The organism is Streptomyces sp. NPDC005648, from assembly GCF_040605395.1.
Lineage (GTDB): Bacteria > Actinomycetota > Actinomycetes > Streptomycetales > Streptomycetaceae > Streptomyces.
In genome coordinates this window covers 19,483-42,200 of the sequence record NZ_JBEXCS010000070.1, presented here as the reverse complement: position 1 = coordinate 42,200, position 22,718 = coordinate 19,483, and the positions used below count along the sequence as shown (strand labels likewise).

General features: G+C 70.9%; 18 protein-coding genes. 9 read left to right on the top strand and 9 right to left on the bottom strand.

The features are described 5' to 3' along the window. Window positions 1–51 precede the first annotated feature (51 nt). From ABZT17_RS31975 to ABZT17_RS31965, 3 genes are all read left to right on the top strand, one after another. Window positions 52–390, top strand: a complete 339-nt coding sequence (locus ABZT17_RS31975) for a DUF3817 domain-containing protein (protein ID WP_356353950.1) — start codon at window positions 52–54, stop codon at window positions 388–390. A 74-nt stretch (window positions 391–464) separates the two neighbouring features. Beyond that, a complete protein-coding gene (locus ABZT17_RS31970) occupies window positions 465–2,165 on the top strand; it encodes a methylmalonyl-CoA mutase family protein (protein ID WP_356353948.1) in 1,701 nt (566 codons plus the stop codon). Between the two features lie 108 nt (window positions 2,166–2,273). Then, a complete protein-coding gene (locus ABZT17_RS31965) occupies window positions 2,274–3,278 on the top strand; it encodes a hypothetical protein (RefSeq protein ID WP_356353946.1) in 1,005 nt (334 codons plus the stop codon). Window positions 3,279–3,308: 30 nt separating this feature from the next. Here ABZT17_RS31965 and ABZT17_RS31960 read toward each other — a convergent pair whose 3' ends face one another. After that, complete coding sequence (locus ABZT17_RS31960) at window positions 3,309–3,938, bottom strand: TetR/AcrR family transcriptional regulator (protein ID WP_356353944.1); 630 nt, start codon at window positions 3,936–3,938, stop codon at window positions 3,309–3,311. 210 nt (window positions 3,939–4,148) lie between these two features. On the opposite strand from ABZT17_RS31960, the gene ABZT17_RS31955 reads away from it, so the two are divergent. The 4 genes from ABZT17_RS31955 to ABZT17_RS31940 all read left to right on the top strand — a co-directional run bounded on the left by ABZT17_RS31955 (window position 4,149) and on the right by ABZT17_RS31940 (window position 8,413). Beyond that, entirely contained in the window at window positions 4,149–5,129 is a 981-nt protein-coding gene (locus ABZT17_RS31955) for a tetratricopeptide repeat protein (protein WP_356353942.1), read from the top strand. 626 nt (window positions 5,130–5,755) lie between these two features. After that, window positions 5,756–6,388 carry a DUF6230 family protein gene (locus tag ABZT17_RS31950; RefSeq protein ID WP_356353940.1) on the top strand — a complete coding sequence of 211 codons (633 nt, stop codon included), beginning with the start codon at window positions 5,756–5,758 and terminating at the stop codon, window positions 6,386–6,388. Window positions 6,389–6,531: 143 nt separating this feature from the next. Then, window positions 6,532–7,095, top strand: a complete 564-nt coding sequence (locus tag ABZT17_RS31945) for a DUF6114 domain-containing protein (protein WP_356353938.1) — start codon at window positions 6,532–6,534, stop codon at window positions 7,093–7,095. After that, window positions 7,085–8,413 carry a hypothetical protein gene (locus ABZT17_RS31940; protein WP_356353936.1) on the top strand — a complete coding sequence of 443 codons (1,329 nt, stop codon included), beginning with the start codon at window positions 7,085–7,087 and terminating at the stop codon, window positions 8,411–8,413. The genes ABZT17_RS31945 and ABZT17_RS31940 overlap by 11 nt, the downstream gene beginning before the upstream one ends. A gap of 108 nt (window positions 8,414–8,521) precedes the next feature. Here the strand turns inward: ABZT17_RS31940 and pyk are convergent, their stop codons facing one another. From pyk to pta, 3 genes are all read right to left on the bottom strand, one after another. Beyond that, on the bottom strand, window positions 8,522–9,952 hold the full coding sequence (gene pyk / locus ABZT17_RS31935) for a pyruvate kinase (protein WP_356353934.1): 1,431 nt from the start codon (window positions 9,950–9,952) through the stop codon (window positions 8,522–8,524). A 73-nt stretch (window positions 9,953–10,025) separates the two neighbouring features. Next, entirely contained in the window at window positions 10,026–11,237 is a 1,212-nt protein-coding gene (locus tag ABZT17_RS31930) for an acetate kinase (RefSeq protein ID WP_356353932.1), read from the bottom strand. Next, complete coding sequence (gene pta, locus ABZT17_RS31925; protein WP_356353930.1) at window positions 11,234–13,333, bottom strand: phosphate acetyltransferase; 2,100 nt, start codon at window positions 13,331–13,333, stop codon at window positions 11,234–11,236. The genes ABZT17_RS31930 and pta overlap by 4 nt, the downstream gene beginning before the upstream one ends. Window positions 13,334–13,560: 227 nt before the next feature. On the opposite strand from pta, the gene ABZT17_RS31920 reads away from it, so the two are divergent. Beyond that, the gene (locus ABZT17_RS31920) at window positions 13,561–14,586 is read left to right on the top strand and encodes an ATP-dependent 6-phosphofructokinase (RefSeq protein WP_356353928.1); all 1,026 of its coding nucleotides are present in this window, start codon (window positions 13,561–13,563) and stop codon (window positions 14,584–14,586) included. Window positions 14,587–14,618: 32 nt separating this feature from the next. Here ABZT17_RS31920 and ABZT17_RS31915 read toward each other — a convergent pair whose 3' ends face one another. From ABZT17_RS31915 to ABZT17_RS31905, 3 genes are all read right to left on the bottom strand, one after another. Next, complete coding sequence (locus tag ABZT17_RS31915; RefSeq protein ID WP_356353926.1) at window positions 14,619–15,401, bottom strand: helix-turn-helix transcriptional regulator; 783 nt, start codon at window positions 15,399–15,401, stop codon at window positions 14,619–14,621. Window positions 15,402–15,789: 388 nt separating this feature from the next. After that, the gene (locus tag ABZT17_RS31910) at window positions 15,790–18,612 is read right to left on the bottom strand and encodes a tetratricopeptide repeat protein (protein ID WP_356353923.1); all 2,823 of its coding nucleotides are present in this window, start codon (window positions 18,610–18,612) and stop codon (window positions 15,790–15,792) included. An 18-nt stretch (window positions 18,613–18,630) separates the two neighbouring features. Further along, window positions 18,631–19,488: a 5'-methylthioadenosine/S-adenosylhomocysteine nucleosidase gene (locus ABZT17_RS31905; RefSeq protein WP_356353921.1), complete on the bottom strand. Its 858-nt coding sequence runs from the start codon at window positions 19,486–19,488 to the stop codon at window positions 18,631–18,633. Window positions 19,489–19,521: 33 nt separating this feature from the next. Here ABZT17_RS31905 and ABZT17_RS31900 point away from each other — a divergent pair, with 33 nt between their 5' ends. After that, entirely contained in the window at window positions 19,522–20,058 is a 537-nt protein-coding gene (locus ABZT17_RS31900; RefSeq protein ID WP_356353919.1) for a hypothetical protein, read from the top strand. An 80-nt stretch (window positions 20,059–20,138) separates the two neighbouring features. On the opposite strand, the gene ABZT17_RS31895 is transcribed toward ABZT17_RS31900, so the two are convergent. Beyond that, window positions 20,139–20,825, bottom strand: coding sequence for a response regulator (locus tag ABZT17_RS31895; protein WP_356353917.1), 687 nt, complete (start codon window positions 20,823–20,825; stop codon window positions 20,139–20,141). After that, a complete protein-coding gene (locus tag ABZT17_RS31890; protein WP_356353914.1) occupies window positions 20,822–22,498 on the bottom strand; it encodes a sensor histidine kinase in 1,677 nt (558 codons plus the stop codon). The genes ABZT17_RS31895 and ABZT17_RS31890 overlap by 4 nt, the downstream gene beginning before the upstream one ends. Window positions 22,499–22,718: the final 220 nt, after the last annotated feature.

The window sequence follows — 22,718 nt, the reverse complement described above, 5'->3', positions numbered from 1 at the left end:
CCGGCCGACCCGGCCCAAGATCTCCCGGAACGGGCGGTTACGCTCGACGCCATGAAGAAGAGCGTGCTGACCCGCTACCGCGTCCTGGCCTACACCACCGGCGTGCTGCTGGTCCTGCTGTGCCTGAGCATGATCGCCAAGTACGGCCTGGACATCGACGGCGCCGCGGACTTCACCCGCGTCGTCGCCATCGCCCACGGCTGGCTCTACGTCGTCTACCTGGTCGTCGCCTTCGACCTGGGCTCCAAGGCGAAGTGGCCGGTCGGCAAGCAGCTGTGGGTGCTGCTGGCCGGCACCATCCCCACGGCCGCCTTCTTCGTCGAGCGCAAGATCACCCACGAGCTGGAGGCCAGGGTCGCCGAGGAGTCACCGGCGGTAGTCAAGGCGTAACCCACCGCCGCACAGACATGTGTGCGGCGGTCTCCCATCGACATTTACTAGGACGTCCTAGTAAATTCGAGAGTATGGACGCTGACGCCATCGAGGAGGGCCGCCGACGCTGGCAGGCCCGGTACGACAGTTCGCGCAAGCGCGACGCCGACTTCACCACGCTCTCCGGGGACCCGGTGGAGCCGGTGTACGGGCCCCGGCCGGGGGACGCCTACGACGGGTTCGAGCGGATCGGGTGGCCGGGGGAGTACCCCTTCACACGCGGCCTGTATCCGACCGGCTACCGCGGCCGCACCTGGACCATCCGGCAGTTCGCCGGGTTCGGGAACGCCGAGCAGACCAACGAGCGCTACAAGATGATCCTCGGCAACGGCGGCGGCGGGCTGTCCGTCGCCTTCGACATGCCGACCCTCATGGGGCGGGACTCCGACGACCCGCGCTCGCTCGGCGAGGTCGGGCACTGCGGTGTCGCCATCGACTCCGCCGCCGACATGGAGGTGCTGTTCAAGGACATCCCGCTCGGGGACGTCACCACCTCCATGACCATCAGCGGGCCCGCCGTCCCCGTCTTCTGCATGTACCTCGTCGCCGCCGAGCGGCAGGGCGTCGATCCGCGGGTGCTCAACGGCACGCTCCAGACCGACATCTTCAAGGAGTACATCGCGCAGAAGGAGTGGCTCTTCGAGCCGGAGCCCCATCTGCGGCTGATCGGCGATCTGATGGAGTACTGCGCGGCCGGGATCCCCGCGTACAAGCCGCTGTCCGTCTCCGGGTACCACATCCGTGAGGCGGGAGCCACGGCCGCGCAGGAGCTGGCCTACACGCTGGCCGACGGCTTCGGTTACGTGGAGCTGGGCCTCAGCCGCGGACTCGACGTGGACGTGTTCGCCCCCGGTCTCTCCTTCTTCTTCGACGCGCACGTCGACTTCTTCGAGGAGATCGCCAAGTTCCGCGCGGCCCGGCGCATCTGGGCGCGGTGGATGCGGGACGTCTACGGCGCGCGGTCCGAGAAGGCGCAGTGGCTGCGCTTCCACACCCAGACCGCCGGGGTCTCGCTGACCGCCCAGCAGCCGTACAACAACGTGGTGCGGACGGCCGTGGAGGCGCTGGCGGCCGTGCTCGGCGGGACCAACTCGCTGCACACCAACGCCCTCGACGAGACCCTCGCCCTCCCCTCCGAGCAGGCCGCGGAGATCGCGCTGCGGACCCAGCAGGTGCTCATGGAGGAGACGGGCGTCGCCAACGTGGCCGATCCGCTGGGCGGCTCGTGGTTCGTGGAGCAGCTGACGGACCGGATCGAGGCCGACGCGGAGAGCGTCTTCGAGCAGATCAAGGAGCGGGGGCTGCGGGCGCACCCCGACGGGAAGCACCCCATCGGGCCCGTCACCTCCGGCATCCTGCGCGGGATCGAGGACGGCTGGTTCACCGGCGAGATCGCCGAGTCGGCCTTCCAGTACCAGCGGGCCCTGGAGAAGGGCGAAAAGAGGGTCGTGGGCGTGAACGTCCACCACGGGTCCGTCACCGGGGACCTGGAGATCCTGCGGGTCAGCCACGAGGTGGAGCGGGAGCAGGTGCGGGCGCTCGGCACCCGTAAGGCCGCACGGGACGAGGCCGCCGTCCGGGCCGCCCTGGACGGCATGCTCGGCGCCGCCCGCTCGGGCGCGAACATGATCGAGCCCATGCTGGACGCCGTACGCGCCGAGGCGACCCTCGGGGAGATCTGCGGGGTGCTGCGGGACGAGTGGGGGGTGTACACCGAACCGGCGGGATTTTAGCTCCCGGCGGAAGAGCGTGACAGAAATGTGACCTGCGCCCTTCTCCGCGATCGATCCCGTGCATACCATCGGCCCGTCGACTCCGCCGAATCCCTAGGGGAACTGACGGTGCGTAGCCTTTTCAGACCCAGGGCGGCCCGGGCCGCCGCCGCCATCGCGGCGGCCCTCCTGCCGTGTGCCGTGCTCGCCCCGGTCGCGGCCGCCCATGGCGGTCTGACCCCGGTGAACCCGGTCGCCGTACGGCTCGACGCCTACTGGAGCGCGGACCGGCTGACGGCCGCGCTGCCCGTCGACGCCGGCCCGGAGGCGGACTCCGCGTCCACCGGCCAGGGGACCGGCTCGGTCTCCGCGGCCTCCGCCGACGTGGACGGCCCCCGGCCGGGTGAGTTCATCCCGCCCAGCCACAGCTTCGAGGGCATGCCCCAGGCCGGCACGTTCTTCTGGACCGACGGCAGCGGTGCCGGGCGCACCTGCAGCGGCTCCGTGGTGCGCAGCCCCGGGCACGACCTGGTGCTGAGCGCCGGCCACTGTCTGCGGGGCTACTCCGGCGCCTCCCCGCGCCGCAACCTCGCCTTCGTGCCGCAGTACCACGACGGACAGAAGCCGTTCGGGGTCTTCCCGGTCCGGGTGAACGGCGTCTACGTCCCGCAGCAGTACTACGACCGCGGGGAGCACGCGGGCGCCGAGTACGACTACGGCTTCGCCGTCACCGAGACCAACCAGGACGGGAAGCGGCTGGAGGACGCGACCGGGGGCGTGCAGCTGCTCACCGGCACCGGGTACTGGCACGCTCCCGTCCGGATGGTCGGCTACCCCGGCGGGGCCGAGAAGCCGGTGGAGTGCTGGAGCCGGACCACCCGCTGGGACAGCGACGACCCCGCCGAGCCGGGCAGCTATCCGCGCATCGCCTGCGACGCGTTCGTGGACGGCACCAGCGGCGGACCGATGCTCGTGCCCTGGCCGGGCGGCTGGGCGGTGATCGGCATCATCGGCGGCTACCACACCGGCGGCCACACCCCACAGATCTCCTACAGCGCCTACTTCGGCAAGAACGTGCGGGTCCTGTACGGCGACGCGGTCGCCGGGGTTCGGCCCGCGAACCCGACGCCGTAGCGGCTCGGGGGCCGGTCGCGGCGGGCGCGGCTACGGCTCCTGGGTGCCGGCTCCGAGGCCGCCGAGGAGCAGCGCCGTGAAGTCGCGCACCCAGCCCTCGTCCGCGGGGTGGCCGCAGACCAGGGCGCGGTGCACCACCGCGCCCGCGACCACGTCGAAGATGAGGTCGACCGTGCGGGCGGACTCGAACGGGTCCGGCTGCGGGGGGAGTTCACCACGTTCCTCGGCCCGGCAGCGGCCCTCCAGGACCAGGCGCTTCTGGCGTTCCACGATCGAGGTGCGGATGCGTTCGCGCAGGGCGTCGTCGCGGGTGGACTCCGCGATCACCGCCATCAGTCCGCACGCGGCCTCGGGGCGGGCCAGGATCGCCGCGAACTGGAGGACCACGCCCTCGATGTCGGCGAAGAGGCTGCCCCGGTCGGGGAGGGTCAGTTCGTCGAAGAGTTCGGCGACCGCGTCGACGACCAGTTCGTTCTTGCCGGACCAGCGGCGGTAGAGCGTGGTCTTCGCGACCCCGGCCCGCGCCGCCACGTCCCCCAGGGTGAGCTTGGACCAGCCCAGCTCGACCAGCGCCTCCCGGGTGGCCGCCAGGATCGCGGCGTCCGCCTCGGCGCTGCGAGGGCGTCCGGTGGCTCGGGGAACGGGGCTGCGGCTCTGCATCCCCCGACCATAACCGGCGGTTCCTGTGAGGCAGTGAGGGAGATCACCGGGGGGTGGTATTCAGGAGGCACTCGGTGCCATTACGCTACGACTCGTAGCGAAACCGCTGGGGCGTGGGGTGGGGACCCGGCGCCGAACAGTACGACCGGTTGTACGACCGACTTTCACGACGCTTTTCGCGCACGCGCGCTCACGGGGGAGGATAGACGCATGCAGCCACGGAACATGTCCATGAGCGGAGTCGTCGACCTCGCCGCGGTGAAGGCGGCCCAGGAGGCCAAGGCGAAGGCGGAGCAGGCACGGGCCGAGGCGGCCCGGCAGGGCGGCGGCCCGGGAGCCGTCTCCCCGGCCGACCTGGTGATCGACGTCGACGAGGCCTCCTTCGAGCGCGACGTCCTGCAGCGGTCCACCGAGGTACCCGTCGTCATCGACTTCTGGGCCGAGTGGTGCGAGCCCTGCAAGCAGTTGAGCCCCGTCCTGGAGCGGCTCGCCGTCGAGTACGACGGGCGCTTCCTGCTCGCCAAGATCGATGTCGACGCCAACCAGATGCTGATGCAGCAGTTCGGCATCCAGGGGATCCCGGCCGTGTTCGCGGTCGTCGCGGGGCAGGCGCTCCCGCTCTTCCAAGGGGCCGCCGGTGAGGCGCAGATCCGGCAGACCCTCGACCAGCTGGTGCAGGTCGCCGAGCAGCGTTTCGGCCTCACCGGCCTGACAGTTGACCCCGACGCCGAGCCGGGCGGCGCCCCCGCGGACGCCGAGGCGGTGCCGGCCGGGCCGTACGACGCCCTGCTGGAGGCGGCCGTACGGGCCCTGGACTCGGGGGACTTCGCCGGTGCCGTACAGGCGTACAAGAACGTGCTGAGTGACGACCCGGGCAACCCGGAGGCCGGACTCGGCCTCGCGCAGGCCGAGTTGTTGCAGCGGGTGCAGGGGCTCGACCCGCAGAAGGTGCGTGTGGACGCGGCCGAGCGGCCGGCCGATGTGCAGGCGCAGATCGTCGCGGCGGACCTGGATCTGGTCGGCGGTCATGTCGAGGACGCCTTCGGGCGGCTCATCGACACCGTCCGGCGCACGGCGGGTGACGACCGGGACACGGTACGTCTGCGACTGCTGGAGCTCTTCGAGGTCGTCGGGGCGGATGATCCGCGTGTGGCGGCGGCCCGACGGGCGCTCGCGCGGGCCCTGTTCTGACCAGTCGCTAAACGTCACGGCATGTGATGCCCGAGTGAAGGATTTGCCGACGTAGCTCCACTGCGGCCGCGCTTTACCAAATCTTGGTAATCGCGGCCGCTGTTACTGCGAGTAAGTTACGGCCGTTGATCTGTCGGTTTCTGTCCAACGATCAATAGTTTTGTCCACCCCCGTTTCCGCACCCTGAGTCGCCGTCCGAGACCTGTGGGTCGTCCTTCGGTTATCCGGCCGTTACTACCCAGTAACGAAGCCCCTTGTGTCGGCGGCGAGAATGCACCACGATCGGCGACGCTCGGTCCATTCCCGTACCCCGACAGCCGGTCGGGACGCGGGAGTTCCTGGGTCCCCACCGAGCAGGGACGGCGCCACTGGTGCCGTCTCTTGGACAGGGGGGTCTTCGCCCACTCGGCGAAGCCTGTCCAGCAAGGTTGTGCGTGATGCGTGTCAGGCGCGACCAGTGGTTGTCGCTCGGGGGTGATCGCCGGTGATCGGTGCGCGGTTCTCAGCGCCTCCGAGTGCGGGCGCTCCCCTTCCCGAGGACGTAGCACTTCTCCCATCCCTGCCCGGCTGAGCCGCCGACTGGGGGCAGCCAGGGTCAGGAGATGTACGTCCGAGAAGGAGGAAATATGGAGTCCCAGGTGCGTGGCGGGACCAGATGGAAGCGGTTCGCTGTGGTCATGGTGCCCAGCGTCGCCGCTACGGCCGCGATAGGTGTCGCCCTCGCGCAGGGCGCTCTCGCCGCGTCGTTCAGCGTGTCCGGCCAGCAGTTCAAGGTGTCGGCCGACTCGCTCGAGGGTGACGGCTTCTCGCAGTACGGAGCCCTCGACTCGGGGTACAACCTCGACGGCAGCAAGACGGTCCACCCGGTCGCGGTTTCGGCTTTCAAGTCCGCGAGCATCAAGGGCCTGTGCCAGTCGGTCGTCACCCCGAACATCCCGATTCTGGGTAGCGTCAGCCTGATCCTGAAGGCCGGTGGCGGCAGCCAGCCGGTCGAGGCCAGCAACCTGTACATCGACCTCGATGACCTGAGCGCCGACGCGACGTTCACGAACATCGACATCGGTGTGGCCGCCAAGGACGCCAGCAAGGGTCCGGGCATCCACAGCGGCGACGCGGCGAACCCGTACGGATTCGCGCAGCAGGCCGACCACGCCTCGCTGACCGGCGTGAAGCAGACGGCGTGGGCCACCACTGCCGGAACCTTCAAGCTGAGCGGACTGAACATGTCCGTGCAGGCGGGTACGCACGAGTGCTACTAGGCACTCGGTGAACGGGCGGGGGAGCCGACGGCGCCCCCGCCCGTCCACCTTCCCGCCCCCTCTTCACAGCCAGTACACCGCACCACCACAGCAGCAATACAGCATCACCACCACAGCAACGCCGCACCAGGGAGCTGTTTTCCATGAGCGCCGAGACTTCTGCCGCCCCCGCCGGCCAGTTCAGCCGCCGCAGGGCGCAGTTCCGCGCCTGGCGGGGCACACGGCCGTTCTGGGCCGGTCTGTTCGTCATGATCGCCGGACTTCCCATCGCGTACTTCCCGTACGCCCACCTCCAGGTGGGTCATCTGACGCTGGCGATGGCGACGACCGCGGGCGCCGGGTCCCTGATCATCGGCGTACTGCTCGTCGTTCTGGGCTTCAGTCTCTGGTTCCAGAAGCATGTGCGGACCTTCGCCGGTATCGCGGCGATCCTGCTGGGCCTCGTGTCCATCCCGGTGTCCAACCTCGGCGGCTTCCTGATCGGCTTCCTGTTCTCCCTCGTGGGCGGCGCGATGGCCGTTGCCTGGGCCCCGGGCGTACCGCCCGCCGAGGAGCCGGCCGAGCAGGACACCACGGGAACGGGTGACGCCCCGGCGGGCGCCGACCCGGACACCGCGATCCTCAAGCCCGTGGTGGACGAGCCGAACGATCTGTCAGGAACGAGCCCGGCCAACAACGGGGCGAACGGGAGGCACAGTGCCGGCTGACGAGGTGACCCACGGGACTGACGTGGACGCGTCCCGTGTGAGAACCGGGCCGCGCCACGCGGCACCCAAGAAGCCGCTCTTCACCCGATTCCACATGCCGGCCGGCAAGGCGATAGCCACGGTGGCGATGCCGACGGCGGTCCTCATGGGCATGGGCTTCACGTCGTCGCTCGCGCTCGCCGACAGCGGTGGCTCCTCGTCCGCGAAGAGCCTGACCGCGGACGAGTACAAGAACTGTGTCACGGCCCTGGACGACTCCTCGGCCTCGCCGTCGCCGTCCGCCTCGGCGTCGGCCGACAAGGCGACGCCCTCGCCCTCGGCGTCCACGGGCACATCCACGTCCAAGGACTCCTCGACCGGCTCGGACTCCGGCAAGACGGACACGTCGGGATCGTCGGATTCAGGTTCCGGCGACAAGGCGACGCCCTCGCCGTCCGCGTCCGAGAGCAAGTCGAGCGGTGACACCGCCACGCCGACCCCCTCGGCGTCCGCGAGCAGCAGTAGCAGCAGCGGCGGCGGACTGCTCGACGACATCGGCAACGCGATCTCCGACATCCTCACCGGCGGCAAGTCGAGCTCGGATGCCACGACGCCGAGCGCGAGCCCGACGCCGTCCGCCTCCGCCTCGTCGTCGGGCGACTCCTCCGGCTCCGCCGTGTCCGACACCGTCAAGGACACGACGAAGACGGTCACCGACACGGCGACCAAGGCCGTGAAGGACACGACCGACACCGCGACCAAGGCGGCCGAGAGCGCCACGACGGCCGCCGAGAAGGCCGCGGCGGACGCCACGTCCTCCCCGAGCCCGTCGGCGAGCTCCAGCACCTCCGCGGAGGACTGCCCGGCCGCCACGGACGACGTCAGCGGCGTCGACAACAAGGTGGCGGTGGCGGACGACCCCTGGTACCTGAACGCCAGCTCGCTGCTCCTCAAGAGCGCCGACTACCAGGGCATCGTCGAGGTGAAGACGGCGAGCGGCACCACCAAGAAGGTGCTCAAGTACGTCATCTCCGGCGGCACCGACATCGGCGACCTGCACCAGACGGTCAAGGACAAGCAGCAGGGCAAGACGTACCACGTCCAGGCCGCCAAGGGGTCGACGTCCACGATCCGCAACGGTGACACCACCATGTACACGGAGTCCATCTCCGGGAACCTGTTCGGTCTGATCCCGATCACGTTCAGCCCCGACAACCCGCCGCCGCTGAACATCCCGCTGATCTACTTCACCAACGTCAAGGTCGTCCAGGCCGCCCAGTTCGGCGGCACGCTGCATGTGCCCGGCATGCACGTCTACACGACCGACGGAACCGGCTGACCGCCGCCACAGGCCCTTCCGGGAGCCGCGCACAAACTGAGGGCGCCCCCTGATCCAGGGGGCGCCCTCAGCGCCGTACAGAAGCCTTCAAGGCCCTTGGTGGGCTCGTCAGTTGCTGCCGGTGCCGCCGATGTGGTGGACGCGGAGCATGTTGGTGGTGCCGGGGACGCCGGGGGGCGAGCCGGCGGTGATGATGACGATGTCGCCCGGGTTGAAGCGGTTGATCTTGGCGATCTCCTGGTCGACCATGTCGACCATTTCGTCGGTGCTGTTCACGAAGGGCACCACGTGCGACTCGACGCCCCAGCTGAGGGTGAGCTGGTTGCGGGTGTTCTCGTCGGTGGTGAAGGCGATGATCGGCTGCTGCGCGCGGTACCGCGAGAGCCGGCGGGCCGTGTCACCGGACTGCGTGAAGGCGACCAGGCCGCGGCCGCCGAGGAAGTCGGCGATCTCGCACGCGGCCCGCGCGACCGAACCGCCCTGCGTACGCGGCTTCTTGCCGGGGACCAGGGGCTGCAGGCCCTTGCTCAGCAGCTCCTGCTCGGCCGCGGTGACGATCTTCGACATCGTCTTCACGGTCTCGACCGGGTACGCGCCGACGGAGGACTCCGCCGAGAGCATGACCGCGTCCGCGCCGTCCAGGATCGCGTTGGCGACGTCGGACGCCTCGGCGCGCGTGGGGCGGGAGTTGGTGATCATCGACTCCATCATCTGGGTCGCCACGATCACCGGCTTGGCGTTGCGGCGGCACAGCTCGATGAGGCGCTTCTGCACCATGGGGACCTTCTCGAGCGGATACTCGACGGCCAGGTCACCACGGGCCACCATGACGGCGTCGAACGCCATCACGACGCCCTCCATGTTGTCCACCGCCTGCGGCTTCTCCACCTTGGCGATGACGGGGACCCGGCGGCCCTCCTCGTCCATCACCTTGTGGACGTCGGCCACGTCCTTGGCGTCCCGGACGAAGGACAGGGCGACCATGTCACAGCCCATGCGCAGCGCGAAGCGGAGGTCCTCGACGTCCTTCTCGGACAGCGCCGGCACGTTCACGGCGGCGCCGGGCAGGTTGATGCCCTTGTGGTCGGAGACGACACCGCCCTCGATGACGATCGTCCGCACCCGCGGGCCCTCGACGTCCAGGACCTTCAGCTCTACGTTGCCGTCGTTGATCAGGATCTGGTCGCCGCGGGAGACGTCACCGGGCAGTCCCTTGTACGTCGTCCCGCAGATCTGCTTGTCGCCGGGGACGTCCTCGGTCGTGATGACGAACTCGTCACCCCGCTCCAGCTCCACCGGACCCTCGGCGAAGGTCTCCAGACGGATCTTCGGGCCCTGAAGGTCGGCGAGGACACCGATGGCCCGGCCGGTCTCCTTGGAGGCGGCACGGACGCGGTCGTACCGCCCCTGGTGCTCGGCGTGGGTGCCATGGCTGAAGTTGAACCGGGCCACGTTCATTCCGGCCTCGATCATCGAGACCAGCATTTCGTGGGTGTCGACCGCGGGGCCGAGAGTACAGACGATTTTCGAACGGCGCATGGGACGATCCTATCGGTTTGTTTCCCTACGGAATATTCCGTCTGGCGGAAGATACAAATGAGGGAAGGGGTGCTCAGTTGTTCTTTTCGACCAGTGCGTAAGTCTGTGCCGCGATTTCCAATTCCTCGTCCGTCGGCACCACCGCGACAGCTACTCGTGAGTTCGGTCCCGAGATCAGCCGGGGCCCGTCCGCGCGTACCGCGTTCAGCTCCGCGTCGACCGACAGACCCAGCTCCTCCAGGCCCGCCACCGCCGCCTGGCGCACCGGCGCCGCGTTCTCCCCGACCCCGGCCGTGAACGCGACCGCGTCCACCCGGCCGAGCACCGCGTAATAGGCGCCGATGTACTTCTTCAGCCGGTGAATGTAGATGTCGAAGGCGAGCCGCGCCTGTTCGTCGCCCTCGTCGATCCGGCGGCGGATCTCCCGCATGTCGTTGTCCCCGCACAGGCCGATCAACCCGCTCTTCTTGTTGAGGAGAGTGTCGATCTCGTCCGTGGACATTCCGCCAACGCGCGCCAAATGGAAGATGACGGCCGGGTCCAGGTCCCCCGAACGCGTCCCCATGACGAGCCCTTCGAGTGGCGTCAGCCCCATGGAGGTGTCCACACACCGGCCCGCGCGGACGGCCGACGCCGAGGCGCCGTTGCCCAGGTGCAGCACGATGACGTTGACCTCCTGAGGCGCCTTGCCCAGCAGTTCGGCCGTGGCCCGGGACACATACGCGTGCGAGGTCCCGTGGAACCCGTACCGTCTGATCCGGTACGCGTCGGCGGTCCGCACGTCGATCGCGTAGCGGGCGGCGGCCTCCGGCATCGTGGTGTGGAAGGCGGTGTCGAAGACGGCGACCTGGGGAAGGTCGGGCCGCAGGGCCCGCGCGGTCCTGATGCCGGTGAGGTTGGCCGGGTTGTGCAGCGGGGCGACGGGGATCAGCCGCTCTATCTCGGCGAGCACCGTGTCGTCGATCACGGTCGGCTCGGTGAACGACTTCCCGCCGTGCACGACCCGGTGCCCGATGGCGGCCAGCTCGGACGAGTCGAGCCCCAGCCCGTCCTTCGTCAGCTCCTGCGCAACGGCCTTCAGGGCGGCCTCGTGGTCGGCGATCGGCGCGCTCCACTCACGCGGGGCCCCGCCCGTCGCGAGCGGGGTGTGCCTGAGCCGCGAGGTCTCCTCACCGATCCGCTCGACGAGGCCCACCGCCAGCCGGCCGCTGTCCCGCATGTCGAGCAGCTGGTACTTCACCGACGAGGAGCCGGAGTTGAGGACGAGGACGCGGGACGCGGTCACAGGAGGGGTGCCTTCTCGCTCGGCGACTGAGGGGACTGGGCCTGGATCGCCGTGATGGCGACCGTGTTGACGATGTCCGAGACGAGAGCGCCCCGGGAGAGGTCGTTGACCGGCTTGCGCAGACCCTGCAGCACCGGTCCGACCGCGATCGCGCCCGCCGAACGCTGCACGGCCTTGTAGGTGTTGTTGCCGGTGTTGAGGTCCGGGAAGATCAACACGCTGGCCTGCCCCGCGACTTCGGACCCGGGCAGCTTGGTGGCCGCGACCGACGGCTCCACGGCCGCGTCGTACTGGATCGGCCCCTCGATCTTCAGGTCGGGCCGGCGCGAGCGCACCAGCTCGGTGGCCTCCCGCACCTTGTCGACGTCGGCCCCCGAGCCGGACGTGCCGGTCGAGTACGACAGCATCGCGATCCGCGGCTCCACACCGAACTGCTCGGCGGTGGCGGCGGACTGGATGGCGATGTCGGCGAGCTGCTCGGCGTTCGGGTCGGGGTTCACGGCGCAGTCGCCGTAGACGAGGACCTTGTCGGCGAGGCACATGAAGAAGACCGAGGAGACGATGTCGGCGTCCGGCTTGGTCTTGATGATCTCGAAGGCGGGCCGGATGGTGGCGGCCGTCGAGTGCACGGACCCCGAGACCATGCCGTCCGCGTGCCCGTCCTGGACCATCAGGGTCCCGAAGTAGTTCACATCGCTGACGACGTCGTACGCCAGCTCGACCGTGACGCCCTTGTGGGCGCGGAAGGCGGCGTACCGCTCGGCGAAGGCGTCGCGCAGTTCGCTGGTGGCCGGGTCGATCAGCCGGGCGTCGGCGAGGTCGATGCCGAGGTCGGCGGCCTTCTTGCGGATCTGGTCGACGGGGCCGAGCAGGGTGAGGTCGCAGATGCCGCGGCGCAGCAGGACCTCGGCGGCGTGCAGGATGCGCTCCTCGGTGCCCTCGGGGAGGACCACCCGGCGCCGGTCGGAGCGGGCCTGTTCGAGGAGCTTGTGCTCGAACATCATCGGGGTGAGCCGGTCGCTGCTCGGCGCGGAGACCCGCTTGCTGAGGTCGGCCGTGTCGACGTACCGCTCGAAGAGGCCGAGGGCGGTCTCCGCCTTCCTCGGCGTGGCCGCGTTCAACTTCCCTTCCAGGGAGAAGAGTTCGGCGGCGGTGGGGAAGCTGTTGCCGGGCACCGAGAGGACCGGGGTGCCCGGGGCCAGACGGCCGGCGAGGGTGAGGATCTCCTCGCTGGGCACCTCGTTCAGGGTCAGCAGCACGCCGGCTATCGGCGGGGTGCCGGCGCTGTGCGCGGCGAGCGAGCCGACGACCAGGTCGGCACGGTCGCCCGGGGTGACGACCAGACAGCCCGGGGTCAGGGCGGACAGGAAGTTCGGCAGCATGGCCCCGCCGAAGACGAAGTCGAGGGCGTCGCGCGCGAGCCCGGCGTCGTCGCCGAGGACGACCCTGGCGCCGAGGGCCTGGGCGATCTGCGAGACGGTCGGCGCGGCGAGCGCGGGCTCGTCCGGGACGACGTGGCAGGGCACGGGGAGCCGGCCGTCGAGGCTGCGCGCGATCTCGTCGCGGTCCTCCCGCGCGACCCGGTTGGTCACCATGGCGAGAACGTCACAGCCGAGGCCGTCGTAGGCCCGGTAGGCGTTGCGGGTCTCGGCGAGCACCGACTCGCAGGGCTGCCCCCGGCCGCCGACCACCGGGATCACCGCGGCGCCGAACTCGTTGGCGAGACGGGCGTTGAAGGAGAGCTCGTCCGGCAGCTGGGTGTCCGCGAAGTCCGTCCCCAGGACGAGGACGACGTCGTAGTCCCGGGCGACGACATGGAACCGGTCGACGAGGGTGGACACCAGCTCGTCCGCGCCGCGCTCGGCCTGGAGGGCGGACGCCTCGTGGTAGTCCATGCCGTAGACGGTGGTCGGGTCCTGGGAGAGCCGGTAGCGGGCGCGCAGCAGCTCGAAGAGGCGGTCGGGCTGGTGGTGGACCAGCGGCCGGAACACCCCCACCCGGTCGACCTGCCGGGTCAGGAGTTCCATGACCCCCAGCTCGACGACCTGGCGGCCGTCGCCGCGGTCGATACCGGTGACGTACACGCTGCGCGTCACGTGCGCTCTCCGTTCCGTTCTCGTGCTGTCTCGTGCTGTCCTGCGCCTGTCTCGTGCCTGCTTTTCGGGTGCACAAAAATCGCCCACCCGAGGTGAGCAGAACCCTCTTGACAGTACCTCCGCCCACGGTTAAGGCGCCCGTCAGCTCGACAGCGACACCTCTGTGCGGGACATGAAACAATCGCACCGGCTCACCGGTACCAACAGCGAGCAGGAGACACAGCACGATGCGCATCGGAGTTCTCACCGCAGGCGGCGACTGCCCAGGTCTGAACGCAGTGATCCGGTCGGTCGTGCACCGAGCGGTCGACCACTACGGCGACGAGGTCATCGGGTTCGAGGACGGATACGCGGGGCTGCTGAACAGTCACTACCGCACCCTCGACCTGAACGCCGTGAGCGGCATCCTGGCCCGCGGCGGCACCATCCTCGGCTCCTCCCGGCTGGAGCGGGACCGGCTGCGCGAGGCCTGCGAGCGGGCCGAGGACAAGGTCGAGGCCTTCGGCATCGACGCGCTGATCCCGATCGGCGGCGAGGGCACGCTGACGGCGGCGCGGATGCTGTCCGACGCCGGCCTGCCGGTCGTCGGCGTCCCGAAGACCATCGACAACGACATCTCCTCCACCGACCGCACCTTCGGCTTCGACACCGCGGTGGGCGTCGCCACGGAGGCCATGGACCGCCTCAAGACCACCGCCGAGTCCCACCAGCGGGTGATGGTCGTCGAGGTCATGGGCCGGCACGCGGGCTGGATCGCCCTCGAGTCCGGCATGGCGGCGGGCGCGCACGGCATCTGTCTGCCGGAGCGCCCGTTCGACCCGGCCGATCTGGTCAAGATGGTCGAGGAGCGCTTCGCCCGCGGCAAGAAGTTCGCGGTCATCTGTGTGGCCGAGGGCGCCCACCCCGCCGAGGGCACCATGGACTACGGTCACGGTGCGATCGACAAGTTCGGCCACGAGCGCTTCCAGGGCATCGGCACGGCACTGGCGTACGAACTCGAACGGCGCCTCGGCAAGGAGGCCAAGCCGGTCATCCTCGGCCACGTCCAGCGCGGCGGCGTACCGACCGCGTACGACAGGGTGCTGGCGACGCGCTTCGGCTGGCACGCGGTGGAGGCGGCGCACCGGGGCGAGTTCGGCCGGATGACGGCGCTGAAGGGGACGGACATCGTGATGGTGCCCCTGGCGGAGGCGGTCACGGAGCTGAAGACGGTGCCGAAGGACCGCATGGACGAGGCGGAGTCGGTCTTCTAGACCTCCCTCCGCAGGTGCTCACGGCCGTGCGGCTATGGGGTGTTGTCCTGCAGCGCCGCCCAGAAGTGGTCGACGATCCGGTCCAGGAAGTCCCGGCCGGCCTCGCTCGCGTCGCTCGCCGCGTTCCCGTCGCCCCAGCTCAGTGAGGCGACCATCTGCCCCTGGTAGTCCTGGTGCAGCTCCTGGAGGGTGTCCACCAGGAGCCGCCGGTCCAGGGGCACCAGCTTGGCGACCGGACGGACGTACGCCTGCCACCGCGTGGTCACCGCGCCGCGCAGGGCGTCGGCGAGCCTGGGCTCGCGCCCGGTGACGGTGACGAAGTCGGGCAGCGAGAGGCCCAGCAGTTCGGCGAGGGCCGTCGACTGACGGTCGTTGCCGCGCCAGGCGTTGTGCTCCTCCATGGGGAGATAGGCGAGGAGTTCGAGACCGACGGCACGGGCGACGTCCTCGGTGGCGAGGCCGCGGGCGATGCGGTGCTCGCGCAAGGTGCGGGGCCTGCCGAGGAGTTCGGCGGGGGAGCACCACAACACACCCGCGAGAGCGGTGAGTTCGGAGTGGGTGGGGTTGACCTGTCCGCGCTCCCAGGCGATGACGAGGTCCGGCGTGGCGTAGGGGAGCCCGTACGATGCGCGCAGACCGAAGGCGACGTGTTCGGGCCCCATGTTGAGCGCGGTGCGGAGGCGGCGGGCTGCGGGGGCGTTGAAGGGCGGGGTGGACTGGGCGGGGCGGGAGGAATGGGGGGAGCGGGAGGAACGGGGGGAGCGGGTGGGCTGAGTCGGGCGGTTCTGGTTCGTATGGGGTGACGGATCGCGCACGGGGCACAACGTAGGGCTGTCACGGTGAGGTGACTACGGTCTGTTCGGCCAGGAATACGGATTGTAGGAAGGTACGGGTGACGGGCCTTTCGCGCATGACCGGAGATCATCCGGCGGCGGGAGCGACCCGACGGCGAGAAGACCGCCGAACCGCCCGCGGGGGTGGCCGGACGGATGCGTGATCTTCGTGCATCGGGCGAATGGCAAGGTAGAGGGGCATATGCGCGGGCGGCTTCCGGCCCCGGACCCTCGGGCACCCGGCGACGGCCGACCCGGGCGGCCCCCTGCCGCCCGCGCCCGTGTGAGCGGGCCTCGAAGATGCGTACGCATGGCCGACGCGCCGATCGGCCGTGTGAGGGGGCGGAACCGGCGGCTCAATCCGACCGCATCACTTCAGGAACGCGGCCTGGGCGAGGGCCTCGGACGCCTCGGTCGGGGCATTCGCCCGCTCGTATGCGCCGGCCGCCCGACGATAGTGGTCCCGTGACCCGGCGAGCCGGCCGGTGGCCGCGTACAGACGGGCCAGGTTGTAGAGGGCGTGGCCCGCGCCGTACCAGTCCTGGAACTCGTGGCAGATCTCCAGGGCCTTCCCGTACGCATCGAGTGCCTCCTGCACCCTGCCGATCTCGCCCAGGGCGTTGCCGAGGTTGTGCCACGCCGTGCCCTCGCGGTGACGGTCCTCCACGGCCTGGTACAGGCCCAGGGCGTGGAGGTGGGCGTTGACGGCCTCCTGCACCCGGCCGGCCTCCCGCAGGGCGTTGCCGAGGTTGTTCCACGCCATGCCCTCGCCGTGCCGGCTTCCGGCGATGCGGAACAGGTTGCGGGCGCACGTGTGGTCGACGACGGCCTCGTCGGCACGGCCGGCCTCCCGCCGGGCGGTGCCGAGGTTGTTCCAGGCCATGCCCTCCCCGGCGCGGTCCCCGATGGCCCGGTACAGGCCGCGGGCCCTGGAGTGGACGTCGATCGCCTCCTCGACCCGGCCGGCCTCCGCCAGGGCGAGGCCGAGGTCGGTCGACGCGTCGGCCTCGCCCTCCCGGTCCCCGGTGCGACCGGCCGCCTCCCGAGCGGCCAGGGCCACGGTGATCCCGTCGTCGAAGTACCGCCGCCACCGCAGGTACTCCGCCAGGCACGCGGCCAGCTTCACCGCCGTCCGTCCGTCGGACGCCTCGCTCGCCCACTGCACGGCCGCCACCAGCCCGGCCCGCTCCGCGTCCAGCCAGGCCAGCGCCAGGGCCCGGTCCGGGAAACCCCGCGGTTCCTCCTTGCCCGGCAGCCACCGCAGCCGGACATCGGCCGCGTTCGCCCACCGCAGGTAGTACCCCAGCAGCCGCTCCCGCCCCGCCCTTCCCTCCGCCCGCGACTCCGCGTCCCCGGCGGCGACACCGGTACCGAACGCCCGGACCAGATCGTGCAGTCGCCAGCGCACCCCTCCGCCCGCGTCCACGGCCGTGACGAGACCGGCGGCGGACAGATCCTCCAGCAGACCCGCGGCGACCGCGCTGTCCAGGTCGGTCAGCGCGGCCACCGCCTCCGTACCCGCCTCGGCCCCGGGGACCAGGGCCAACAGCCTCAGCAGCCGGGCCCGGTCCGGCGAGAGACGCCGGTACGACGTCTCCAGGACGGGGCGCAGGGCGAGGGGACGGCCGTACTGGTCCGTGCCCCGGTCGCCGTGGTCGAGAACCACCGTGGGATCGCCGGCCTTCTTGATCTCTTCGACCAGGGTCCCGATGGAGCGCTCCCGGCGTCTGCGCAGCATCGCGGCGGCGATCTGGAGAGCGAGGGGCAGATGGCCGCAGAGCGCGGTCAGTTCACGGAGCGGGCCCGGCTCCAGGGAGGGGCGCTCGTCATGGTCATCGGCGTTGTGCAGGGCCGTGGTCACGAGGGCGGCCGAGTCGTCGTGCGGCAGCGGCGCCAGATCGACGACGTGCAGGGGGAGGGAGTCCGGGCGGTCGCGGGAGGTGACCATCACCCGATGCGGGCCGCTGACGGGGAGCAGACGGAGGAACTGGTCCGGGGCCGAGATGTTGTCGAGGATCAGCAGAGTGCGCGGTCTGTGCTCCGCGAGGTGCTCCTGATACGTGTCGTACTGGCGGGCCGTCGTGTTCGGAAGATCCGGCCCGCGTACGCCGAGAGCGTCCAGGAGGGCCAGGAGAGCCTGGTCGGCGCTCACCGGGTCGGTGTCGTAGCCGCGCAGGTCGACGACGAGGGATCCGCCGGGGAACCATCCCTTCGCGCATGCCTGGTGGGCCGCCTCGGTCACCAGCGCCGTCTTGCCGATGCCGCCCATGCCCGTGACGGCGCAGACGAGGACGGGCGGTGCGGCCGTGGTGTCCGGAACGGGGACGAGGTGGGTGCGGAGGCGGCGCAGGTCCTTCGACCGGCCCGTGAAACCGAAGGGGCGAGGCGGGAGGGTCGTGGACGCGGTGGGGACCGGGCCGTGGCCGGGGACGGCCGAGGGGGAGGGCTCAGACGGCGGTAACGCGGTGCTCCCTCGGGGCTCCAGTTCCCGCAGGACCGCGACCGCCGCCTCCGCGGCCCGTGCCGCGGCCATGCGCTGCGAGCCGTGCGCGTCCGCCAGGGACTTGCCGGCGTCCGCCCTGTCGCTGATCCCGCGGATGATCAACGCGCCGGGCGCACCCGCGAGATGGGCGGCGTGGGCGACACCGGAGCCCTCCATCTCGATGGCGACGGCGTCGTCGAAGCGCCGGCGGAGGCGGTCGGCGAGCGGGGAGTCCGCGTCGGCGAGCAGCACCTCACCCGCGGCGATCGGCTTGAAGCGGATGTGCTGTTCGTCCCGCAGGGCGTGCCGGGCGGCCTGTTCGAGGTGATGCGGGGCGTGCCAGGTCTCCGGCCGGTCGAGGAAGCCGTCGGCGGACTCCTTGCCGCCGTGGATGGCGTACACCTTGGTGGCGATCACGACGTCGCCGAGTTCGATGTCCGCCTTCAGACCGCCCGCGACGCCGACGAACAGCACCGCCTCCGGGGCGAACCACGACATCACCCGCTCGGTGAGCGCCGCCGCGCCCCGGGTGCCCTCCCCCGTCTCCAGCAGGGCGACACGCCACCGGCTGCCGGGGAGGTGGCCCACCTCGGCCCGGGTGCCGTACACGGGGTGCACGTGTTTCTCGATGCCCGTGAGATGGGCGCGCAACGCCCGGTATTCGAGAGGCAGTGCGGTCAGCGCGACAACGGTGGGCGAAGTGGCGGGCACCCGCCCACGGTACTGGGGCTACCGGTGGTCGGTCCGCTTTCCGACGACGGAGCCGTGGAAGGTGCCGCCCCTGAAGTCGATGTGGTCTCCGCCGTACGACGTTCCGCCGTTCCCGCGTCGTCGGGGGCCCTGTTCGGAGTCGGCGGAGCCGCCGCGCGGGCCGTGCTTTTGCAGCAGCGCCATCGTCACCGCGGCGGCCTGTCCGGCGGCGAGGCGCTGTGCACCCGAGGCGTCGGCCAGGTGTTTGCCGGCGTCGGCGTGGTCGCTGATGCCCCGGACGACGAGGGAGTCCACACGGCCGTTCACGTGGGCGGCCAGGGCGGCGCCGTAGCCTTCCATCTCGATCGCCGCCGCGTCGTTGTACTGCTCGCGGAGGAATCGGACGACGGCGGAGCCGGCGTCGGCCACCACCACGTCACCCGTGGCGATCGGCGCGAAGTGGCAGCGCACCTCGGGCATGTCCCGTACCGCCGAGCGGGCCGCCTGTTCCCACGCGTGCGAACCCGGCAGGGCCTTCGGCCGGACCAGGAACCCTTCCGGTGTCTGCTTGCCGCCGTGGATCTCGTAGACCTGCGTGCCCACGACGACGTCCCCGATCTCGACGTCGTCCTTCAGGCCGCCGGCCACGCCGACGAAGAGCACGGCCTCGGGGCGCAGCCAGGTGATCAGCTGGGTGGTGAGGGCGGCGGCCCGGCCGGCTCCGACGCCGAGCTCGGCGATGGCGATCTGCCAGGCCGTACCGGGCAGTCGGCCCACCTCGACGCGGGTCCCGTCGCGGTGGACGCGCTCCCGCCGGTCCTCGACGTGCGCGCGTACGGCGTCGTATTCGAGGGGAAGTGCGGTCAGGACGAGAGCAGTGGATAGGGTCTCCGGCACACTCACAAGGTACTGCCGGGGGAAGGGGTCCGAGTGGCGGAACGGGACGTGACGGTGGGGCAGTTGCTGCTCGCCGAGTACCAGTCGATCAAGGACGAGCAGAAGGCGCGGATCGGGTTCCGGGACAACCTGCTGTACGTGACCCTGGGCGTGGTCGCCGCCGTCGTCGCCGCCACCGCCCAGGCCAAGCAGGCGTCGATGCTGCTCGCGCTGCCGCCGGTGTGTGTCGTGCTCGGGTGGACCTATCTCGTCAACGACCAGAAGATCTCCGCGATCGGGGCCTATGTGCGCGAGCGACTCGCGCCCCAGCTCGCCACGTTGGCCGAGCCGGGGGGCGGGTTCGAGGCGTTCGGGTGGGAGGCGGCGCATCGGGGCGACGCGCGGCGCAGGTCGCGCAAGGCCGTGCAGACGGGCGTCGATCTGATGGCGTTCTGTGTGGTGCCGCTGGCCGCGCTGTCGGTGTTCTGGGTGGCCGGGGGGAATGGGGCGCTCGTCGCCGTGTCGATACTGGAGGCGCTCACCGTGGCCGGCCTGGGATGGCAGGTGGTGGGGTACGCGAAGGGGGCGTGACGTCCCGTATGAAGTCCCTTCCGGCGCCCGGCCGTTGACGCACGGACGCTCGCTACCGCCCCTCGACGTACGGCCGCTCGCTACCGCCCCTTGACCCACCGGTACTGCAGCTCGGGCCGCCCCACGGTCCCGTACTGCGGGGCCCGGGCCGCCCTGCCCGCCTCCACCAGGTGCTCCAGGTACCGGCGTGCGGTGATCCGGGAAATGCCCACGGCCTCGGCCACCCCCGCCGCGGTCATCCCCTCGGCGCAGTCCCGCAGTGCCACGGTCACGCGCTCGAGCGTCGGGCCGCTCAACCCCTTGGGCAGCGCCGCCGGGCCGGGCGCGCGCAAGGCGGCCAGGGCGCGGTCCACCTCGTCCTGCCCGCTCGCCTCCCCCGCCGCTCCCCGGAACTCCGCGTACCGCACCAGCCGGTCCCGCAGCGTCGCGAAGGTGAACGGTTTCAACACGTACTGCACGACCCCCAGCGACACCCCCTCCCGCACCACCGTCAGATCCCGCGCCGAGGTCACCGCGATCACGTCCGCCTGATGCCCCGCCGCCCGCAACGACCGGGCGAACTGCAGTCCGTGCACATCCGGCAGATGCAGATCGAGCAACAGCAGATCCACGGCCGTGCGGTCGAGCACCCGCCGGGCCTCAGCCCCGCTGTGCGCCTTCCCCACCGCGACGAACCCCGGCACCCGCCCCACGTACATGACATGCGCGTCGGCGGCCACGGGGTCGTCCTCCACGACCAGCACCCGAATGGGCTGCCCGCCGCTCACGCCCCACCACCCCGCACCACCGGCGCCGACCCCGGCACCGGACCGCCCTGGGCCGGCGAGGTCGTCGGTTCCGGTGTGCGCAGGGGCAGCCGGACCTCGAACTCCGCCCCGCCGCCCGCCGCCTCGGCCACCGACAGCGCCCCGCCGTGCCGATGCACCGCCTGCCGGACCAGCGCCAGCCCCAGGCCCCGTCCGCCCGGCCCCGCCGGCTTCGTCGAGAAGCCGCGCTGGAAGACCTGTTCCGCGTGGGCCGGGTCCACCCCGGCCCCGGTGTCCGCCACCCGCAGCACCAGCTCGGAATCCTCCGCGTACGCGGTGACCGTCACCCGTGAGCGCAGGCTCCCCTGGGCCGCGTCGACCGCGTTGTCGATCAGATTGCCCAGGATGGTCACCAGGTCCCGCGCGGGGAGCGTGGGTGGCAGCAGGCCGTCGTCGAGCCGGCTGTCGTCCGAGACCACCAGCTCGACGCCCCGCTCGTTGGCCTGTGCCGTCTTGCCCAGCAGCAGGGCGGCCAGGACGGGCTCGCCGACCGCCGACACGACCTGGTCGGTGAGGACCTGGGCGAGTTCCAGTTCGGCCGTCGCGAAGTCCACCGCCTCCTCCGCGCGGCCCAGTTCGATGAGGGAGACGACGGTGTGCAGGCGGTTCGCCGCCTCGTGGGCCTGGGAGCGCAGTGCCTGGGTGAAGCCGCGCTCGGAGTCCAACTCGCCCATCAGGGACTGGAGTTCGGTGACGTCCCGCAGGGTCGCCACCGTGCCGCGACGCTCGCCTCCCGACACCGGCGAGGTGTTCACCACCAGCACCCGGTCCGCCGTCAGATGCACCTCGTCCACCCGTGGTCCGGACGCCAGCAGCGCGCCGGTGAGGGGGGCGGGCAGGCCCAGGTCGGCGACCGATCTGCCGATGACGTCCGCCTCGTTCGGCAGCCCCAGCAGTTCCCGCCCCCCGTCGTTGATCAGCGCCACCCGAAACTGCCCGTCCAGCATCAGCAACCCCTCCCGCACCGCGTGCAGCGCCGCCTCGTGATAGTCGTGCATCCGGCTGAGCTCGGCCGCGTTCATGCCGTGGGTGTGGCGGCGCAGACGGTCGTTGATGACGTACGTGCCGATCGCGCCCAGCGCCAGGGCGCCGCCCGCGACGCCGAGGAGGGCCGAGAGCTGGCCGCGTACCCGCCGGCTGATGGCCTTGACCTTGATGCCGGCGCTGACCAGGCCGATGATCCGGTCGTGGTCGCCCCTGATCGGGGTGACCGCGCGGACCGACAGACCGAGGGTGCCCTTGTAGGTCTCGGTGTACGTCCCCCCGTGCTGGGCCCGCGCGATGTTGCCGAGGAAGTGCCTGCCGATCTGGTTCCTGTCGGGGTGGGTCCAGCGGATGCCCCGCGGGTTCATGATCGTGACGAAGTCGACGTCGGCGTCCTTCATCACCCGCAGCGCGTACGGCTGGAGCTCCGCGGTGGGGTTCGGCGTACCGATCGCGTCGCGTACGGACGGGGCGTCGGCGATCGAGCCGACCACCGCCAGCGCCTGCCGTCCGGCCGCGTCCTCGGCCTGGTGCTGGTCGCTGATGTAGGTGAACAGTGCGTATCCGGCCACGAGCACCGCTATCAGCACGGCCTGCATGGCGAAGAGCTGGCCGGCCAGGCTGCGGGGTCTCGGGGCGGGAATGCGCATGTCGTCAGTCTGCCTCGCACGGTGAGTGTGAACTAAATGAACGGAAGGGTGACCGCCCTCACATGGCGCGGAATAGTCACCGCAACGAGGAACGAACGGAAGCAGGGCAGTCGGTTCCGGCCGACGAGGGTTCCCCCGCCCGCCTCTCCTCCTCGTGGAACCGCACTCCCATCCCCGTAGAACCATCTCCCATCCCCCGGACGTGAGCCGCACGCCGGTG

Bases quoted from the DNA above. Each gene is read 5' to 3' on its own strand.
- ABZT17_RS31975 (WP_356353950.1), top strand. From the start codon at position 52: ATGAAGAAGAGCGTGCTGACCCGCTACCGCGTCCTGGCCTACACCACC.
- ABZT17_RS31955 (WP_356353942.1), top strand. From the start codon at position 4,149: ATGCAGCCACGGAACATGTCCATGAGCGGAGTCGTCGACCTCGCCGCG.
- ABZT17_RS31920 (WP_356353928.1), top strand. From the start codon at position 13,561: ATGCGCATCGGAGTTCTCACCGCAGGCGGCGACTGCCCAGGTCTGAAC.
- ABZT17_RS31950 (WP_356353940.1), top strand. From the start codon at position 5,756: ATGGAGTCCCAGGTGCGTGGCGGGACCAGATGGAAGCGGTTCGCTGTG.
- ABZT17_RS31960 (WP_356353944.1), bottom strand. From the start codon at position 3,938: ATGCAGAGCCGCAGCCCCGTTCCCCGAGCCACCGGACGCCCTCGCAGC.
- pyk (WP_356353934.1), bottom strand. From the start codon at position 9,952: ATGCGCCGTTCGAAAATCGTCTGTACTCTCGGCCCCGCGGTCGACACC.
- ABZT17_RS31890 (WP_356353914.1), bottom strand. From the start codon at position 22,498: ATGCGCATTCCCGCCCCGAGACCCCGCAGCCTGGCCGGCCAGCTCTTC.
- ABZT17_RS31945 (WP_356353938.1), top strand. From the start codon at position 6,532: ATGAGCGCCGAGACTTCTGCCGCCCCCGCCGGCCAGTTCAGCCGCCGC.
- ABZT17_RS31970 (WP_356353948.1), top strand. From the start codon at position 465: ATGGACGCTGACGCCATCGAGGAGGGCCGCCGACGCTGGCAGGCCCGG.